The organism is Janthinobacterium sp. (assembly GCF_031995485.1).
In the GTDB taxonomy this organism is placed as follows: Bacteria; Pseudomonadota; Gammaproteobacteria; order Burkholderiales; family Burkholderiaceae_D; genus Janthinobacterium.
Genome location: NZ_DAMAGB010000019.1, coordinates 68,395 through 86,100, shown reverse-complemented (window position 1 = coordinate 86,100; position 17,706 = coordinate 68,395). Strand labels below are relative to the sequence as shown.

Sequence of the window (17,706 nt, the reverse complement as noted above, 5' to 3'; positions counted from 1 at the left end):
GTTACCCATCACCATTTACCCCTGGACCAGGTCCGCCCGGGCATGATTTTGTCCGACGTGCTGCTCGATGCCCATGGACAGGTGCTGCTGCCGCAAGGCGCGGTGCTGACGGAAAACATGCTGTCGCTGATGCCGCGCCATGGCATCGCCATGCTGCCGATCCGGGCGCCCGAGATGTCGCCGCAGGAACGCGCGGCACAGCAGGACGCCCACCGCGCGCGCCTCGCTTACCTGTTCCGCAAATATGACCCGGCCAACCCGGACGACGCGGCCACCAGCATGCTGCACAGCTATGTCACCAGCTACCGCCTGGGCCAGGGAGAGCCGGCATGAGCACCGGCCATACGCAACTGACGGCGGCCGACATCGTCGCCCACCTGGACGACCTGCCGTCGCTGCCGGTGGTGGTGATGGAACTGCTCGACAGCATCGACCAGGAAGACGTCGATATTTCAGTGCTGGCCAAAAAAGTCTCGTACGACCAGGCGCTGACGGCCAAGACCCTGCGCCTGGCGAACTCGTCCCAATACGGCCTGCAGGTCAAGGCCACCACCATCCAGCAGGCCATCACCTACCTCGGTTTCCAGACCACCCGCAGCCTGATCATGTCGGCGGCGATCACCGGCTGCTTTCCCGAGGGACGCTGCGCCGGCTTCGACGACAAGCAGTTCTGGCGTCACTCGGTGGCAACGGCCGCCTGCGCCAAGGTACTGGCGCGGCAGATCCGCTTCAACCAGGATTACGCGTTTACGGCGGGCCTGCTGCACAATATCGGCCGCCTGGTGCTGGTATCGAGCTTTCCCGATCATTACGCACAGGTGATTGCGTACCGCGCCGAACACGATTGCAGCCTGCTGGAGGCGGAGCAAAGCGTGCTGGGCGTCGATCACGTGCAGGCGGGCGTGGCGTTGGCCGAACGGTGGAATTTTTCCGACACCATGCGCCAGGCGATCGGCAACTACCTGACGCCGGAGGCGCCGGGTGCCGGCTTCCTGGCGGCACTGATCCATGTGGCCAACGCCATTGTCTGCGCGCTGGACCTGGCGCAGGCCGGCGACGACATGGTGCCGCCCGTCTCGCTGGTGGCATGGAATGCGCTGGGCTTGTCCGAGGAAACGTATCTGCAGCTGTTCCGCGAGACGGAGCTGCGCTATGAGGAGATCACGGCGGCCCTGCTGCACTGAGGATGGCAGCAGGCTGAAAAACAAACGGCTCCCGCCGCAAGGCGAAAGCCGTCATCGGTACTGCCTGCTACCATCCTGCCGCCTACCGCCGCACTGTTGCCGCCGGCAATGATGCCGGCGACACAGTCAGCGCCCGGGCGCCACATCAGTGATGCGCGTAATTTTCTTGCGCGTCACCGCGTTCTTCCGCTTTCGGACGGCCCTGGGCGTCGGACAGGCGGTACTTGGTGCGGCGGTCGCCCATCAGGTCGCGCAGGTCGCGGATGCTCATGCCCGTCACTTCGTGCATGCGGATCAGCAGCGAGGCGCCAACCGGCAAGCGGTGGTGGCGGATCTTGCTGATCACCGGTGGCGCCACTTCCAGCAGACGTGACAGGGCTGCATCGTTTTTCAGCTGCATCTTACTCAGCAAAATGTCGAGCAGGTGGTTGGGGTTGTAGCTTTCCTGGGATGCTAATGCATGATGTGCCATGATTTTTCCTCGTCTGGTGAATGTTGAAAATAATGCCGATCTGAACTTAAGGCTGGCTTAGAGTGCGTCAATTAAATCAGCCAGCCTGCCCTTCCCCTCATGCTATTGCCTGCGACCCGCCGCAACCCTGGACCACCGCATCGGCCACCCAAAGGAATTGCATATAAGACAATATACTAGTTCAAACCCCCAGCATCCGTGCGCCGCGCAACCTCCACGATTGTTAAATATCAATCAAGTTGCTGGTTGCCTTTATAACGATGCTATTTCAACACATTAGGATGTAAGCGGTCGCACACAAGGATTTGCAGCAACTTGTTACAAATCAATGGTGACGTAGGGCAATGGTTGCTTTTGCACCTATCGATCCCGGGCCGCCTGGACCGCAAGCACAGCATGGCCCGGCGCGGCGAATTACGTTAAACTACCGCCTGAACCAGCAGCCTGCCTGCCCTGCCTGCCCCGTATCGCGTGGCCCTGCGACCAAGCAGTCCCGGCCCGATCTGCGCAGCACCCACCCCAGTACCCATTACCGCTAAAGCGCCTGACCCCATGCAGAAAAAAGTATTCATTAAAACCTTCGGCTGCCAGATGAACGAGTACGACTCGGACAAGATGGCCGACGTGCTGGGCGCCTCCGATGGCCTGGTGCGCACCGACACGCCGGAAGACGCCGACGTCATCCTGCTCAATACCTGCTCGGTGCGCGAAAAGGCCCAGGAAAAAGTGTTCTCCGACCTGGGCCGCCTGCGTGAACTCAAATTGGCCAATCCGAACCTGCTGATCGGCGTGGGCGGCTGCGTGGCGTCGCAGGAAGGCGACGCCATCGTCAAGCGCGCGCCATATGTCGACATGGTATTCGGCCCGCAGACGCTGCACCGCCTGCCGCAAATGATGGAACTGCGCCGCTCGAGCGGCGCCGCGCAGGTCGATATCAGCTTTCCGGAAATCGAAAAATTCGACCATCTGCCGCCGGCCAAGGTCGATGGCGCCTCGGCCTTCGTGTCGATCATGGAAGGCTGCAGCAAATACTGCAGTTACTGCGTGGTGCCGTACACGCGCGGCGAGGAAGTATCGCGCCGCTTCGAGGACGTGCTGACGGAAGTGGCGGGCCTGGCGGCGCAGGGCGTCAAGGAAATCACCCTGCTGGGCCAGAACGTGAACGCCTACCGCGGTGTGATGGAAGGCGGCGAGATCGCCGACTTCGCGCTGCTGCTCGAATACGTGGCCGACATTCCCGGCATCGAACGCATGCGCTTCGTCACCAGCCATCCGAAGGAATTCACGCAGCGCCTGATCGAAGCCTACGCGAAGATTCCGCAGCTGGTCGACCACCTGTACCTGCCGGCGCAGCACGGCGCCGACAAGATCCTTGGCGCCATGAAGCGCGGCTACACGGGCCTGGAATACAAGTCCATCATCCGCCGCATCCGCGCCGTGCGCCCGAACATGGCGATCTCGTCGGACTTCATCGTCGGATTTCCGGGCGAGACGCAGGCCGATTTCGACGCCATGATGAAACTGATCGCCGATGTCGGTTTCGACAACAGCTACAGCTTCATCTTCAGCAAGCGACCCGGCACGCCGGCCGCCAGCCTGGAGGACGACACGCCGCATGAAGTGAAATTGGCCAGATTGCAGCAGCTGCAGGCGGCGATCGACGCCAACACGCGCAAATACAGCCTGGCGATGGTCGGCAGCGTGCAGACCATCCTGGTCGAAGGCCGCTCGAAGAAGGACACCAATGACAGCGAACTGCAAGGCCGCACCGAGAACAACCGCGTGGTCAATTTCGACGCCGGCCCCGATGGGCTGCACCTGATCGGCCAATTGGTCGACGTGCGCATCACCGAGAGCCATTCCTACACCCTGCGCGGCGAACTTGTCGCCGGCGCGCAAGCATTGAAAAGAGCCAGTTGAAAACCAAAGCCCCGATCCAGCCGCACTATTTTATTCCCGAGCCACTCGACAACACGCGCCTGGCGCACCTGTGCGGGCCGCTCGATGAAAACCTGCGCCAGATTTCCGCCGCGCTCGACGTGACGATCTTCCGCCGCGGCGAAAAATTCATCGTCGGCGGCAGCAACGCCGAGCGCGCCGTGGAAATCCTCGAGCAGTTCTATGCCATCGCCAACAAGGTCGTGCCGCTGGAAGAAGTGCAACTGGCCCTGGTGGAACAGCGCGCCGGCCTGTCGGCCGCATCCGAGCACCATGCGCACCAGGCTGACGCACCGGTGCCGACCTTTGTCGAACCCGACATCGCCAGCCCGGTGCTGAAAACCCGGCGCTCCGACCTGCGCGGCCGCACGCCGCACCAGATCGCCTACCTGCGCAGCATCCTCGAACACGACATCAGTTTCGGCGTCGGTCCGGCCGGCACCGGCAAGACCTACCTGGCGGTGGCCTGCGCGGTCGATGCGCTCGAACGCGACGCCGTCAAGCGCATCATCCTGACCCGTCCCGCCGTCGAAGCGGGCGAGCGCCTGGGCTTTTTGCCGGGCGACCTGGCGCAGAAGGTCGACCCGTATCTGCGTCCGCTGTACGACGCGCTGTACGATCTGCTGGGCTTTGACCGCACGCAGAAGCTGTTCGAAAAACAGGTGATCGAGATCGCGCCGCTGGCCTATATGCGCGGACGCACGCTGAACCACGCCTTCGTGATCCTCGACGAGGCGCAGAACACCACGGTCGAACAGATGAAGATGTTTTTGACCCGTATTGGCTTTGGCAGCAAGGCCGTGGTGACGGGCGACGTCACCCAGGTCGACCTGCAGAAGAGCCAGAAGAGTGGCCTGATCGACGCCGTGCAAGTCTTGCGAGACGTGCGCGGCATCGGCTTCACGCAATTTAACAGCACCGACGTGGTGCGCCATCCGCTGGTGGCGCGCATTGTCGATGCGTATGAAACGGCGCAGGCGGCCGACACCGACGCCGCCATCGTCCCCTTGTTGAAACCCGCAGCCGTTAAAAATGTCCGAAAAAAATAAACTCTCCCTGTCCGTGCAATACCCGGATGCCCGCCTGGCCACCCTGATCACGCGTCCGAAAATCCGGCGCTGGGTCAAGGCGGCCCTGCTGGCGCCGGCCGAACTGACGATCCGCTTTGTCGACGCGGAGGAAGGCCGCACGCTGAACCGCGACTACCGCGAAAAGGACTATGCCACCAATGTGCTGACGTTTGCCTACAACGAAGGCGAAGAGCCGAGCGACGACGAACCGACCCGCGCCGACATCATCCTGTGCACCGACGTGCTGGAAAAGGAAGCGGCCGAACAGAAGAAAAGCGTGGAAGAGCACACGGCCCACCTGATCGTGCACGGCGTGCTGCATGCGCAGGGCTACGACCATCTGGACGACGAGGAAGCGACCGAGATGGAAGACCTGGAAACGGAAATCCTGGCCACGCTGGGCATTTCTGATCCCTACGCGGACCAGAAATAGACCGCAGGTCGGCGCAGGCCGGATCAGGCGGCACGCCGTCATCCGACAACACCCGCCAGCGTGACCGACAACACTCCGCGCCAACGCCACACCCGCCTAGCAGTGCCAGATTACGCTGCGCTAATCTGACCTGCCTGACCATGCCACAATAGCGCCATCATCATTTCGCAACAAAGGACACATATGGGCACCTGGGCACTGGACGCCTTCGGCAACGACTACGCCATGGATTGGGCGCAGGATCTGCAGGAATACAAGACGCTGGAACTGGTCGAGACCACGCTCGACAACGTGATCGACAGCCAGGAGGACGAACTGGAAGCGCCGTTCGCCGCCGAGGCGCTGGCCGCACTCGACGTGATCGCGCGCCTGCTCGGCAAACCGGGCGCACCCGATCCGGCCACGGCAGAAGTGGATGAATGGGTAGCCGCGTGCAAGAAGAAGGTCACGCCGCAGATACTGGAGAAGGCGCGCCTGGCGTTCGACAAGATCGTTGCGCAATCGTCGGAGCTGCGCCAGCTGTGGCAGGACAGCGAGCATTTCGACGACTGGCAGCAGGATGTGGCGGCGTTGCGGCTGCGCGTGCTGGGTGCGCAGTAAAGGCAGCGTAAACAAGGTGTAAAACGTCGTGCAACAGCGCAGTAAGCGTAGCAAATGCACACCAACGTGTCATCAAAAGCGGTGAATTACGGTATCGCCCCGCTTTTGGTGTATCCTATAACCCTTCGCAACAACGGCTCACGCCTCCTATGCCCGAGCATCCTAGTGGCGTCAGAACTGACGTCAAGCCCCACCGGTCACTGTTTGAACGCCTGACCGCACTCATTTCCCCCGAGCCAGAGAACCGTGCAGAATTGCTCGATGTTCTACACGATGCGCATGAACGCAAGCTGATCGACGCCGACGCCCTGTCGATGATCGAAGGCGTGTTCCAGGTGTCGGATCTCTGTGCGCGCGACATCATGATTCCCCGTTCGCAGATGGATGTCATCGACATCAGCAAGCCGATCGAGGAATGGATGCCGGAAGTCCTGTCGACCGCCCACTCGCGTTTTCCCGCGATCGAGGGCGAACGCGACAAGGTCATCGGCATCCTGCTGGCGAAAGACCTGCTGCGCTATTACGCGGAAGAGTCGTTCGACGTACGCGAGATGCTGCGCCCGCCCATCTTCATCCCCGAATCGAAACGCCTGAATGTGCTGCTGCGCGACTTCCGCGCCAATCACAACCACATGGCCATCGTCGTCGATGAATACAGCGGCGTGGCCGGCCTGATCACGATTGAAGACGTGCTGGAACAGATCGTCGGCGATATCGAGGACGAATACGACTTCGACGAGGCCGAGGACAATATCATGTCGCTCAAGGAAGGCCAGTTCGGCCCGCGCTGGCGCGTCAAGGCATTGACCGAGATCGCCCAGTTCAACCAGGAACTCGGCTGCCGCCTGCTCGACGATGACGTCGACACCATCGGCGGCCTGGTCTCCAAGCACCTGGGCCGCATGGCGCACAAGGGCGATATCTTCGACCTGGGCGACCTGCGCTTCGAAGTGCTGCGCGCCGACGCGCGCCAGGTGCATGTGCTGCTGGTCGAGCGCCTGCCCGACGTGCCGGAACTGGAACTCTGACATGCGCGTGCTGTAAATGCGTTTCCGACGCGTTGATCCCAACGCTCCCGCCAGAGCGCCCCGCAGCACGGTGTCGCGCATGCTGATCGCCGTCCTTGCCGGCGCGATGGCGGTGCTGGCTTTCGCTCCCTTCGGCTACTGGCCGCTGCAAATTCTCAGCTTTGCCGTGCTGTTCTACCAGGTGCTGCGCACCACCGATGTGAAAAGCAGCGCGCGCATCGGCTGGGCCTACGGCTTCGGCTGGTGCGGCGCCGGCACCCACTGGCTGTATATCTCGCTGCACCGCTATGGCGACATGGCCGCACCGCTGGCCGTCATCGCCGTGGCGCTGCTGGCGCTGTTGATGGGCATCTACGTGGCGCTGGCCATGGGCGCAGCCGCCTGGCTGCGCAAACGCTGGGTCTTGTCCTTGCCCGCCATGACCTTGCTGGTCCTGCCTTCGATGTGGACTTTGTTCGAATGGACGCGCGGCTGGCTGTTTACGGGCTTTCCCTGGCTGGCCGCCGGCTACGCCCACAATGCCAGCCCGCTGGCCGGCTTTGCGCCCGTGATCGGTTCGTATGGCCTGGGCTGGCTGGCGGCGCTGTCGGCAGGCGCCCTGCTGCTGTTGACCCATCGCACGCGCTGGGCCGCCTTGGGTGGCGTGCTGGCCCTGTACGGCGCCGGCATCGGCCTGCAGCAGATCGACTGGACCCATGCGGTGGGCCGTCCGATCTCGGTGCGCCTGTTGCAGGGCAATGTGCCGCAGCAGGAAAAATTCGATCCCGTCTTCGTGCTCGGTGCGCTGCAGAAGTACCAGCAGGCGATTACCGCCGCGCCGGCCGACCTGATCGCCACGCCGGAAACGGCTGTAACCGTGCTGCCGCACCAGCTGCCCACCGGTTATCTCGACAGCCTGGGCACCTATGCGCAGCAGAGCGGCAGCACGCTGCTGGTCGGCATGCCCGTGCTCGACGAGCAGCAGCGCTTCTACAATGCGGCGATCGGCATCACGCCAGCGTCGGCGCCGGGCGATTACTACCAGTACCGCAAGCACCACCTGGTGCCATTCGGCGAATTCGTGCCGCCCGGCCTGCACTGGTTTGTCGCCATGATGGCTATTCCCCTGGGCGACATGGGCCGTGGCGCGCGCGTGCAGCCGCCCTTGCAGGTGCGCGACCAGCTGGTGCTGCCGAATATCTGCTATGAAGACCTGTTTGGCGAAGAGATCGCCGGCCAGCTGGCCAATGCACACCGCCATGGCAAGCAGTCGGCGTCGGTCCTGCTGAACATCTCGAACCTGGCCTGGTTCGGCGACTCGATCGCCATTGCGCAGCATTTGCAGATTTCGCAGATGCGCAGCCTGGAAACGGGCCGCCCGATGCTGCGCTCGACCAATACCGGCGCCACCGCCGTCATCGACGGCAAGGGCGTGGTGCTCCAGCTGCTGCCGCCGGCACAGCAGGGTACGCTGGCCGCCAGCGTGCAGGGCATGGGCGGCATGACGCCGTATATCCTGTACGGCAACAAGCTGATGCTGGCCCTGACGGCCCTGTCGCTGCTGGGCGCCTGGCTGCTGGGCCGCCGGGGCCGCAAGGTTTGAGCAGGCAGTAATTGACACAAGAGTCACAGCGGCGCCCTGAAAACCGCTAAAATTAGCAAAATCCCGGCCTGGCCGCCCGCTTTCCTGGCAAAGCGCGGCCAGGCTTCAAGCAAACCCTTACAGCGCGCAGCCTTTCGCGCGGCGAATTCATACGATGCTCACATTTCAACAAATTATCCTGACCCTGCAAACCTATTGGGACAAGCAGGGTTGCGCCCTGCTCCAGCCGTACGACATGGAAGTGGGCGCCGGTACGTTCCACACTGGTACTTTCCTGCGCGCGATCGGCCCGGAGCCCTGGCGCGCCGCATATGTGCAGCCGTCGCGCCGGCCGAAAGACGGCCGCTATGGCGAAAACCCGAACCGCATGCAGCACTACTACCAGTACCAGGTGGTATTGAAGCCGGCGCCGGAAAACATCCTCGACCTGTATCTGGGGTCGCTGGCGGCGCTGGGCCTGGACCTGAAACAGAATGACGTGCGCTTTGTCGAAGACGACTGGGAAAGCCCGACCCTGGGCGCCTGGGGCCTGGGCTGGGAAGTCTGGCTGAACGGCATGGAAGTGACGCAGTTCACCTACTTCCAGCAGGTGGGCGGCCTCGATTGCAAGCCCGTACTCGGCGAAATCACCTACGGCATCGAACGCCTGGCGATGTATCTGCAAGGCGTGGAAAACGTGTATGACCTGGTCTGGACCGAGTGGGAAGAAAACGGCACGACCAAAAAACTGACCTACGGCGACGTGTTCCACCAGAACGAAGTGGAGCAGTCGACCTACAACTTCGAGCACGCCAACACCGACCTGCTGTTCGAACAGTTCGGCAACTACGAAGCGGAAGCCAAGCGCCTGATCGAGCTGCAACTGACCTTGCCGGCCTACGAAAAAATCATGAAGGCCTCGCACAGCTTCAATATGCTCGATGCGCGCGGCGCCATTTCGGTGACGGAACGCGCCGCCTATATCGGCCGCGTACGCACCCTGTCGCGCCTGGTCGCGCAGGCCTATTACGACTCGCGCGAACGCCTCGGTTTCCCGATGCTGCCTGCCGCCGAACGTACCGAAGCCGCTGCCGCTCCTGCCGCCTAATTTGACGCCGTACCAGACAAGAACACCATGAACCAAACACTGCTTATTGAACTGCTGACCGAAGAACTGCCGCCGAAAGCGCTGGCCAAGCTGGGCGCCGCCTTTGCCGCCGGCATCGTCAACGGTCTCAAATCGCGCGACTTCCTGGAACAGGACAGCGTCGCCACCAGCTATGCCTCGCCGCGCCGCCTGGCCGTCTCGATTACCAATGTGCGCGAGGTCTCGCCCGACAAATCGATCCGTGAAAAAGTGCTGCCCGTCTCGGTAGCGCTGGACGCGAACGGCAACGGCACCGCGCCGCTGGCCAAGAAGCTGGCCGCACTGGGTTTTCCCGACCTGACGGTGGCGGACCTGGAACGCGCCGTGGACGGCAAGGCCGAAAGCTTCTTCTACACCCATACCGCGCCCGGCAGCGCGCTGGCCACCGGCGCGCAAGCGGCACTGCAGGAATCGGCTGCCAAGCTGCCGATTCCAAAGCTGATGAGCTACCAGCGTCCGGACGGCACCACGGTGCAGTTCGTGCGCCCGGCCCACAGCCTGATCGCCCTGCACGGCATCAATGTGCTGCCCCTGACCCTCTTGGGCTTGAGCGCCGGCCGCGAGACCCTGGGCCACCGCTTCCTGACCAATGGCGAGCCGATCGTCATCAAGCATGCGGAAAACTATGCCGCCAGCTTGATCCTCGACGCCAGCGTGATCGCCAGCGTCGAAGAGCGCAAGGCCACCATCCGCGCCCAGCTGCTGGAAAAAGCCGGCGCCGACCAGGTGCTGATGCCCGAGTCGCTGCTCGATGAAGTGACCGCGCTGGTCGAATGGCCGGTGGTCTACGAGTGCCACTTCGAGGAAGAATTCCTGGCCGTGCCGCAGGAATGCCTGATCCTCACCATGCAGACCAACCAGAAATACTTCGCGCTGACCGATGCCGATGGCAAGCTGCGCTCGCGCTTTCTGATCGTCTCGAACATCGCCACCGACACGCCCGAGCACATTATCGGCGGCAACGAGCGCGTGGTGCGCCCGCGCCTGTCCGACGCCAAGTTCTTCTTCGAGCAGGACAAGAAGAAAACACTGGCGTCGCGCCTGCCGCTGCTGGCCAATGTGGTCTACCACAACAAGCTGGGCACCCAGGCCGCCCGCACAGACAGAGTCACGGCATTGGCCGGCGCGATTGCCGCCAAACTCGGCGGCGACGTCGAGCTGGCAAAACGCGGCGCGCTGCTGGCCAAGGCCGACCTGCTGACCGATATGGTTGGCGAATTCCCCGAGCTGCAAGGCATCATGGGCACCTACTACGCGCGCCATGACGGCGAGCCGGAAGAGGTGGCGCTGGCCGCCTCAGAACATTACCAGCCGCGCTTTGCCGGCGACGCGCTGCCATCGACCGCCACCGGCACCGCCGTGGCGCTGGCCGACAAGCTCGAAACCCTGGTCGGCATCTGGTCGATTGGTCTCGCGCCGACCGGCGACAAGGACCCGTTCGCGCTGCGCCGCCATGCGCTGGGCGTGCTGCGCATGCTGCTGGAAAAACGCCTGCCATTGTCGATCCAGGGCCTGCTGGCTGACGCCGCAGCCCAATTTGCTGCGATTCCCGGCTTCAAGGACCCGGTGGCGGATGTGGCCACCTTCATGCTGGACCGCCTGCGCGGCATCCTGCGCGAACGCGGTTTTTCGCCGAACGAGATCGAAGCGGTGGTCGCGCAAAACCCGGACCGCCTGGACGACATCGTGCAGCGCCTCGAAGCGGTGCAGGCCTTTGCCGCGCTGCCGGAAAGCGCCTCGCTGGCCGCCGCCAACAAGCGCATCACGAATATCCTGAAAAAGAACGAGGAAGCGGTAAGCCAGGTCGCCGCTGGCGGCGTCAACGTGGCGCTGCTGCAGGACGAGGCGGAGAAAAAACTGGCCGCCGCCGTCTCGCGCGTGCAGCCGGAAGTCGATGCGGCGTTTGCCAAGGGCGACTTCACCGGCACCCTGCAGACGCTGGCGCAGCTGCGCGACGATGTCGACGGCTTCTTCAACGACGTGATGGTGATGGCCGAGGATGTCGCCCTGCGCAACAACCGCCTGGCGTTGCTGTCGTCGCTGCATGGCATGATGAACCGCGTGGCCGACATTTCCAAGCTGGCGGCATAATGGGTGCGCCGGCGATGAAACTGATTATCCTCGACCGTGATGGCGTCATCAATCATGACTCGCCGGACTTTATCAAGTCGCCGGCCGAATGGCTGCCGATCCCCGGCTCGCTCGAAGCGATCGCCCGCCTGAACCAGGCCGGCTACCGCGTGGTGATCGCCTCGAACCAGTCGGGCATCGCGCGCGAATACTTCGACATGGCGGTGCTCAACGCGATCCACCAGAAGATGCACACCCTGGCGCAGCAGGTGGGCGCCGATATCGACGCCATCTTCTTCTGCCCGCACGCTGGCGCCGACAATTGCGACTGCCGCAAGCCCAAGCCGGGCATGTTCCACGAGATCTCGCAGCGCTACAATGTCAGCCTGAAAGGCGTGCCGACGGTGGGCGACTCGCTGCGCGACCTGCAGGCCGGCTTCATCAGCGGCTGCGTGCCCTACCTGGTCCTGACCGGCAAGGGCGAAAAAACCAATGAAACGGGCGGGCTGCCTCCCGGCACCCAGGTCTTTGCCGACCTGGCAGCCGTCGTCAGCCATCTGCTCAAGGCGCCAGCGACAGCGGCGCCGTCGCCCACTGTGGCATTCAGTATTTAATCCGGAGAAGCGATTGCGTAATATTTCCCTGTTTTTGAGGTCCCTGCTGTTCATGGTGATCATGATCGTGGCAACCATCATCTGGGCCTGCGCCTGTTTCTTTGCGGCGCCATTCAGCTATAACAAGCGCTATTGGTTTACCTCGCGCTGGAACGTATTCATCATCTGGTGCGCCAAGGTCATTTGCGGCATCCGCTATGAAGTCAAGGGCGCCGAGAATTTCCCCGACGCGCCGGCCATCGTGCTGTCGAAACACCAGTCGGCATGGGAAACCATCTACCTGCTGCCCAGCCTGCCGCGCCCGCTGGTGTATGTGTTCAAGAAGGAGATCCTGTACATTCCGTTCTTCGGCTGGGCCATGGCGCTGCTGCGCATGATCCCGATCGACCGCAAGCAGGGCAAGCACGCGTTCAAGAGCGTGGTGGCGCACGGCAAGCGGCGCCTGGCCGATGGCCAATGGATTATCATGTTCCCCGAAGGCACCCGCATTCCGGTCGGCCAGGTGGGCAAGTACAAGAGCGGCGGCACGCGCCTGGCGATCGCCACCGGCGCGGTGGTGGTGCCGATCGCGCACAATTCGGGCGAGTGCTGGCCCAAGCAGTCATTTCTCAAGCGGCCGGGATTGATCACGGTCTCGATAGGCAAACCGATTTCGCCGGAAGGGCAAACCCCGGACAGCATGATGCAACAGGTGGAAAATTGGATAGAATCAGAAATGCGCGTCATTTCGCCTCACGCCTACAACGCTGGCTAGACGGCATCAGCGCGGTCATCCAGGAGCCGACCCTGCGCGAGCAGATGAAGACCATCAAGGTCGGCGACCAGCAACTGGATTTGTTCGCGCATGACGTCTCGACCAGCCCGCCCCCGGTGGCGCGCCCCACGGCGCCGCCGGCGCCTTCCATTGCACCAGCGATTGCGCCGCCCCTGGTGGCCCTGGATCCCTCCGCTGCCGTCCCCGTTTCGCCTGCTGCACCTTCCCTGCCCCCGCTTCCTTCTCCACCGCGCACTGCCGACGGCCCGCCGCTGCGCCAGCTGCAGCTCGGCCCCCATCTGCTGGAATTCGCGCTGCGCCGCTCGACGCGCCGCTCGATCGGCTTCATGATCGACGATAACGGCCTGCGCGTGACCGCCCCCAAGCGCGTCACGCTGGCCGAAATCGACAACGCCATCCGCGCCAAGCAGGGCTGGATCATCTCGAAACTGCAGGAACGCGGCGAGCGCAAGGTACAGCGCCAGCAGCGCCCACCCGTGGTGTGGGTCGATGGCGCCGTGCTGCCCTACCTGGGCGGCGAGATCACGCTGCGCCTGCACCAGGCACCACGCCACAGCGCCAGCTTCCAGCACGATACCAATGAGCTCCATGTATGGGTCACGCCGGCCGGCACCGAACAGCAGCTGAAGGAAAAAGTGAAGGCCTGGTTCCAGCACGAAGCGCGCCAGCTGTTCGAGGCGCGGCTGGACCTGTATGCGGCGAAACTGGGCGTGCGCTACGACTCGCTGTCGCTGTCCTCGGCCGGCACGCGCTGGGGCAGCTGCACCGTGCAGCGCAAGATCCGCCTGAACTGGCGCCTGATCCACTTCGCCCTGCCGCTGGTCGACTACGTGGTGGCGCACGAACTGTCGCACCTGCTGGAAATGAACCACAGCCCGCGCTTCTGGGCCACGGTGGAATCGATCTATCCCGATTACGATGGCGCCAAGCAGGCCTTGCGCAAGCGCTCGCAGGAGCTGCCGGTTTTATTCGGATAGGCCGCGTGGGCCGGGCAGGTCGCGTAGGTCGGATTAGCGTAGCGTAATCCGACGCCACCACGGTCAGCGCCAATACTGTTGTCGGATTACGCGCGTAGCGCTAATCCGACCTACGGTCGTTATATCATCCGGGCAGCAAAGGTTTGATCGCCGCTATGGTGCGCGGCGTAGCGCCGCGGTGCTGCGCCGCGAACGCCAGCGCCCTGGCGCCCATGTCGGCCAGGCGCACCGGATCCTGCAGCAGCGATGCGGCCTGCGCCATCAGCGCATCGGCATCCAGCACCAGTACGGCGCCGCCAGCGGCGATGGCCTGCTCGGTCACCAGCGCAAAATTGAAGGTATGCTGCCCGATCAGTACCGGCTTGCCCAGCGCTGCCGGCTCGATCAGGTTTTGTCCGCCCAGCGGCAGTAGGCTGCCGCCAACGAAGGCACAGTCGCAGGCCGCATAATAGGCAAACATCTCGCCCATCGAGTCGCCCAGCAGCACCTGCGTGGATGGCGAAATCACTGCATCGCCGTGCAGCGCGGACCTGCGCTGCACGGCCAGGCCGCGCGAGGCCACCAGTTTTTCCACTTCGTCGAAACGCTGCGGATGGCGCGGCACGATCAGCAGCAGCGCATGGGCGGGCAAGCCGCTGCGCTGGTACGCGTCGAGTATCAGCTCCTCCTCGCCTTCGCGCGTGCTGGCGCACAGCAGCACCGGGCGCGTGCCAATGGCGCTGCGCAGCCGGGCGCCAGTGGCCAGCGCCGCCTCGGGAACCACCACGTCGAACTTGATGCTGCCGGTCACCACCACCTCGCGCACGCCCAGCTGGCGCACGCGGGCCGCATCGTCGGGCGTCTGCGCCGCCACCAGCGTGATGCCACGCGCGGCGTCGAGGATCAGCTTGCCCAGGCGCTGCGCCTTGGCCAGCGAGCGCTGCGACAGCCGTGCATTGGCCAGCACCACCGGCACCTGGTGGCGATTGCATTGGTGGATCAGGTTCGGCCATACCTCCGTCTCCATCAGGATGCAGATTTTCGGCGCGAAGTGGCGGATAAAGCGTGCCGGCATGGCCCCCGTGTCGTACGGCAGATAGCTTTGCACCAGCCGCGCACCGTGTTTCGCAAACAGCGCTTTGCCGGTGGCGCGGCCGGTCGGCGTCATGTGGGTCAGCACGATGCGGCAGTCCGGCCATGCGGCCAGCAGCGCGTCGACCAGCGGCTCGGCCGCCCGCGTTTCGCCGACGGAAACGGCATGCAGCCAGATCGTCAGCGGCGTGTCAGCCGCTTTGCTGCCATAAAAGCCCAGGCGTTCGCCCCAGTGCTGGCGGTAGCCCGGTTCCTGGCGGCCGCGCAGCCATAGCCGCGCCAGCACCAGTGGCAGGGCCAGCCACCAGGCGAGAGTATAGAGAAGTCGCATTGTATGAACCTTGAAGTAAGCCTAGGCTGCCTGGAGTTGCTTTACGGCCGCCAGCACTTCCGCCACGCCGGGCGGCGCCCCCTGGTCGCCCAGGTTGATGATCTTCGGCGACCAGTTGCCCTCGGTTTTCCAGCGCGGCGAATCGGCGTAGATTTCCACCGTCGGGCGCACGAAAGCGGCGGCGATATGGGTCAGGCCGGTGTCGACGCCGATCACCAGCGCCGCGTGGCGCGCCAGCAGCGTGGCATCGCTCATCGACAGTTTCGGCAGCACGCGCGCATTCGGCAGGCTGGCCGCCAGCAGTTCGGCTTCCAGCTTTTCCTTCGGCGAGCCCCACGGCAGCAGGATGGTCATTGGCGCCAGCGCATGGCCCAGCGCGATCCAGTTTTCCGGTGCCCACTTCTTGGCGTCGCGCGCGGTGCCGTGAAAATACACGGCATACGGCGCCTCGCCCATCCAGCCGGGGCGCGCTTCGCTGTCCGACACGGCCGGCAGGCCGAAATCGGCCGGCGTGTCGACCGTATAGCCCAGTGCGGCGGCGGCGACCAGGCGGCCGCGCGCCACCGCATGGGTGCGTGGATCGAGGGGAATGCTGTTGGTATGAAAGATGCGCGATATGCCTTCGTAGCCCGAACCTTCGCTGCCATTGGCGAGACCCACCTTCTGGCCGCCGGGCGCCAGGCGCGCCGCACCCATGATGATGCCGGTCTTGAGCAGGCCCTGGGTGTCGAAGACGTAATCGTAGCGAGTCTGGCGCAGCGTGCGGAAGAAGGCGGCGATTTCGGCGCGCGTTTGCTTCTTGCCCAGGCTCTTGCGCCAGCGCCGCAGCGCGAACGGAAAGATGGTGCCGACGCGCGGGTTCAAACGCACCAGGCTGGTATAACCCTCTTCCACCACCCAGTCGATGGTGGCGTCCGGATAGTGGCGCGCGATATCAGCCACCATCGGCAGGTTATGCAGCACGTCGCCCAGCGAGGAGACGCGCACCAGCAGGATTTTCAACGGCGCCCGCGCGCCGGCCTGGCCCGCCACTGTCTTAAAACGGCAGGACCGCGTCAGGCTTGGCAGCCAGGATCACGCTCTTGAACTGCCCCTGGATGCGCGCCAGCGCTTCCGGCGTTTCCGCCTCGAAGCGCATCACGATCACCGGCGTGGTGTTCGACGAACGCGCCAGGCCGAAGCCGTCCGCATATTCGACGCGCAGGCCGTCGATGGTGATGATCTGTTCATTGCCCGGGAAAACGGCGTCGCGGCGCAGCATGTCCATCAGCGCGACATTTTCGCCTTCCTTCAGTTCCAGGTGCAGCTCGGGCGTGCTGTCCGACTGCGGCAGGGAGTTCAGCAGCGCGGACGGATCGGCCTCGCGCGTGAGGATTTCCAGCAGGCGCGCGCCCGAATACAGGCCGTCGTCGAAACCGTACCAGCGGTCCTTGAAGAAAATATGGCCGCTCATTTCGCCGCCCAGCGGAGCGCCCGTTTCACGCAGCTTGGCTTTCACCAGCGAGTGGCCGGTCTTGTACATCAGCGGCACGCCGCCATGCTTGGTGATGTACGGCGCCAGGTGGCGCGTGCATTTCACGTCGTACAGAATCTGTTCGCCCGGATGGCGCGTCAGCACGTCGGCCGCGAACAGCATCATCTGGCGGTCAGGGTAGATGATCTGGCCATCCTTGGTGACCACGCCCAGGCGGTCGCCATCGCCGTCGAACGCAATGCCGATTTCGGCGTCGGTCTCGGCCAGGCAGCGGATCAGGTCCTGCAGGTTTTCAGGATGCGCCGGGTCCGGATGGTGGTTCGGGAAATTGCCATCGACTTCGCAGAACAGTTCGATCACGTCGCAGCCCATGCCGCGGAACAGGTCGCCCGCAAACGCACCGGCCACACCGTTGCCGCAATCGACGGCGATCTTGATCGGGCGCGCCAGTTTCACGTCGCCCAGGATGCGGTCGATATACGCAGCGCGGATGTCGTGCGTGACATAGCTGCCAGGCGTAGCGCTCTCGCTGCCGTCGTGGTGGACGATGCTCTGGTACAGCGACAGGATCGCCTCACCATGGATCGCTTCGCCGGCCAGCACCATCTTGAAGCCGTTGTAGTCGGGTGGATTGTGGCTGCCGGTGACCATGATGCCCGACTTCGTGTCGAGCACATTGGTGCCGAAGTACACCATCGGCGTGGCCACCACGCCCAGGTCGATCACATCCACGCCAGCCGCTTGCAGGCCCTGGGCCAGCGCTGCAGCCAATTCCGGACCGGACAGGCGGCCGTCGCGGCCGATCACCACGCGCTGTTCACCCTTGGCCAGCGCCGCCTGGCCGAATGCCTGTCCGATCTTTCTTGCCACGCTGGCGTCGAGGGTTTTATCAATGATGCCGCGGATATCGTAGGCTTTGAAGATCGTTTTTGACAGTGGGAGCATGGTGTGAGTGTATGGA

At 63.7% G+C, this 17,706-nt stretch carries 17 protein-coding genes; 13 read left to right on the top strand and 4 right to left on the bottom strand.

Annotated features, from left to right (window positions below; genetic code table 11):
* Positions 1 to 333: hypothetical protein (locus RTQ46_RS13010; RefSeq protein WP_312437104.1), on the top strand; the 333-nt coding region annotated here is incomplete at its 5' end.
* Positions 330 to 1,184, top strand: a complete 855-nt coding sequence (locus tag RTQ46_RS13005) for an HDOD domain-containing protein (protein ID WP_312437103.1) — start codon at positions 330 to 332, stop codon at positions 1,182 to 1,184. The genes RTQ46_RS13010 and RTQ46_RS13005, both read left to right, overlap by 4 nt.
* Before the next feature lie 145 nt (positions 1,185 to 1,329).
* On the opposite strand, the gene RTQ46_RS13000 is transcribed toward RTQ46_RS13005, so the two are convergent.
* Positions 1,330 to 1,656, bottom strand: a complete 327-nt coding sequence (locus RTQ46_RS13000; RefSeq protein ID WP_312437102.1) for a hypothetical protein — start codon at positions 1,654 to 1,656, stop codon at positions 1,330 to 1,332.
* Positions 1,657 to 2,208: 552 nt separating this feature from the next.
* Between RTQ46_RS13000 and miaB the strand changes: the two genes are divergently transcribed.
* The 11 genes from miaB (at position 2,209) to RTQ46_RS12945 (ending at position 13,869) form a co-directional block, all read left to right on the top strand.
* The gene (gene miaB / locus RTQ46_RS12995) at positions 2,209 to 3,576 is read left to right on the top strand and encodes a tRNA (N6-isopentenyl adenosine(37)-C2)-methylthiotransferase MiaB (protein ID WP_312437100.1); all 1,368 of its coding nucleotides are present in this window, start codon (positions 2,209 to 2,211) and stop codon (positions 3,574 to 3,576) included.
* Positions 3,573 to 4,643 carry a PhoH family protein gene (locus RTQ46_RS12990; RefSeq protein ID WP_312437098.1) on the top strand — a complete coding sequence of 357 codons (1,071 nt, stop codon included), beginning with the start codon at positions 3,573 to 3,575 and terminating at the stop codon, positions 4,641 to 4,643. The genes miaB and RTQ46_RS12990 overlap by 4 nt, the downstream gene beginning before the upstream one ends.
* Entirely contained in the window at positions 4,627 to 5,097 is a 471-nt protein-coding gene (ybeY, locus tag RTQ46_RS12985; RefSeq protein ID WP_312437096.1) for an rRNA maturation RNase YbeY, read from the top strand. The genes RTQ46_RS12990 and ybeY overlap by 17 nt, the downstream gene beginning before the upstream one ends.
* A 183-nt stretch (positions 5,098 to 5,280) precedes the next feature.
* Positions 5,281 to 5,697, top strand: a complete 417-nt coding sequence (locus tag RTQ46_RS12980; protein ID WP_312437094.1) for a DUF4259 domain-containing protein — start codon at positions 5,281 to 5,283, stop codon at positions 5,695 to 5,697.
* A 149-nt stretch (positions 5,698 to 5,846) separates the two neighbouring features.
* Positions 5,847 to 6,725, top strand: coding sequence for a transporter associated domain-containing protein (locus RTQ46_RS12975; protein WP_312437093.1), 879 nt, complete (start codon positions 5,847 to 5,849; stop codon positions 6,723 to 6,725).
* Between the two features lie 79 nt (positions 6,726 to 6,804).
* The gene (gene lnt / locus RTQ46_RS12970) at positions 6,805 to 8,307 is read left to right on the top strand and encodes an apolipoprotein N-acyltransferase (protein WP_312437091.1); all 1,503 of its coding nucleotides are present in this window, start codon (positions 6,805 to 6,807) and stop codon (positions 8,305 to 8,307) included.
* A gap of 154 nt (positions 8,308 to 8,461) precedes the next feature.
* Entirely contained in the window at positions 8,462 to 9,394 is a 933-nt protein-coding gene (glyQ, locus tag RTQ46_RS12965; protein WP_312437089.1) for a glycine--tRNA ligase subunit alpha, read from the top strand.
* Between the two features lie 27 nt (positions 9,395 to 9,421).
* Positions 9,422 to 11,524 (top strand): glycine--tRNA ligase subunit beta, encoded by a 2,103-nt coding sequence (gene glyS, locus RTQ46_RS12960; RefSeq protein ID WP_312437088.1) that lies wholly within the window; start codon positions 9,422 to 9,424, stop codon positions 11,522 to 11,524.
* Between the two features lie 14 nt (positions 11,525 to 11,538).
* Positions 11,539 to 12,117 carry a D-glycero-beta-D-manno-heptose 1,7-bisphosphate 7-phosphatase gene (gene gmhB / locus RTQ46_RS12955; RefSeq protein ID WP_312437087.1) on the top strand — a complete coding sequence of 193 codons (579 nt, stop codon included), beginning with the start codon at positions 11,539 to 11,541 and terminating at the stop codon, positions 12,115 to 12,117.
* A gap of 13 nt (positions 12,118 to 12,130) precedes the next feature.
* A complete protein-coding gene (locus RTQ46_RS12950) occupies positions 12,131 to 12,871 on the top strand; it encodes a lysophospholipid acyltransferase family protein (protein ID WP_312437086.1) in 741 nt (246 codons plus the stop codon).
* Positions 12,872 to 12,915: 44 nt separating this feature from the next.
* On the top strand, positions 12,916 to 13,869 hold the full coding sequence (locus tag RTQ46_RS12945; RefSeq protein ID WP_312437115.1) for a SprT family zinc-dependent metalloprotease: 954 nt from the start codon (positions 12,916 to 12,918) through the stop codon (positions 13,867 to 13,869).
* Between the two features lie 124 nt (positions 13,870 to 13,993).
* On the opposite strand, the gene waaA is transcribed toward RTQ46_RS12945, so the two are convergent.
* Genes waaA through RTQ46_RS12930 form a run of 3 tightly spaced genes read right to left on the bottom strand, consistent with a single transcriptional unit; the run spans position 13,994 to position 17,690 of the window.
* Positions 13,994 to 15,271, bottom strand: coding sequence for a lipid IV(A) 3-deoxy-D-manno-octulosonic acid transferase (gene waaA / locus RTQ46_RS12940; protein ID WP_312437085.1), 1,278 nt, complete (start codon positions 15,269 to 15,271; stop codon positions 13,994 to 13,996).
* A 21-nt stretch (positions 15,272 to 15,292) separates the two neighbouring features.
* Complete coding sequence (gene waaC / locus RTQ46_RS12935; RefSeq protein ID WP_312437084.1) at positions 15,293 to 16,303, bottom strand: lipopolysaccharide heptosyltransferase I; 1,011 nt, start codon at positions 16,301 to 16,303, stop codon at positions 15,293 to 15,295.
* A 4-nt stretch (positions 16,304 to 16,307) separates the two neighbouring features.
* Complete coding sequence (locus RTQ46_RS12930) at positions 16,308 to 17,690, bottom strand: phosphomannomutase/phosphoglucomutase (RefSeq protein WP_312437083.1); 1,383 nt, start codon at positions 17,688 to 17,690, stop codon at positions 16,308 to 16,310.
* Positions 17,691 to 17,706 lie beyond the last annotated feature (16 nt).

Coding starts and splice junctions, on each gene's coding strand:
- RTQ46_RS12975 (WP_312437093.1), top strand. CDS start 5,847: ATGCCCGAGCATCCTAGTGGCGTCAGAACTGACGTCAAGCCCCACCGG.
- gmhB (WP_312437087.1), top strand. CDS start 11,539: ATGAAACTGATTATCCTCGACCGTGATGGCGTCATCAATCATGACTCG.
- RTQ46_RS13005 (WP_312437103.1), top strand. CDS start 330: ATGAGCACCGGCCATACGCAACTGACGGCGGCCGACATCGTCGCCCAC.
- waaA (WP_312437085.1), bottom strand. CDS start 15,271: ATGCGACTTCTCTATACTCTCGCCTGGTGGCTGGCCCTGCCACTGGTG.
- RTQ46_RS12930 (WP_312437083.1), bottom strand. CDS start 17,690: ATGCTCCCACTGTCAAAAACGATCTTCAAAGCCTACGATATCCGCGGC.
- RTQ46_RS12980 (WP_312437094.1), top strand. CDS start 5,281: ATGGGCACCTGGGCACTGGACGCCTTCGGCAACGACTACGCCATGGAT.
- miaB (WP_312437100.1), top strand. CDS start 2,209: ATGCAGAAAAAAGTATTCATTAAAACCTTCGGCTGCCAGATGAACGAG.
- RTQ46_RS12945 (WP_312437115.1), top strand. CDS start 12,916: ATGAAGACCATCAAGGTCGGCGACCAGCAACTGGATTTGTTCGCGCAT.
- RTQ46_RS13000 (WP_312437102.1), bottom strand. CDS start 1,656: ATGGCACATCATGCATTAGCATCCCAGGAAAGCTACAACCCCAACCAC.
- ybeY (WP_312437096.1), top strand. CDS start 4,627: ATGTCCGAAAAAAATAAACTCTCCCTGTCCGTGCAATACCCGGATGCC.
- glyS (WP_312437088.1), top strand. CDS start 9,422: ATGAACCAAACACTGCTTATTGAACTGCTGACCGAAGAACTGCCGCCG.
- lnt (WP_312437091.1), top strand. CDS start 6,805: ATGCTGATCGCCGTCCTTGCCGGCGCGATGGCGGTGCTGGCTTTCGCT.
- glyQ (WP_312437089.1), top strand. CDS start 8,462: ATGCTCACATTTCAACAAATTATCCTGACCCTGCAAACCTATTGGGAC.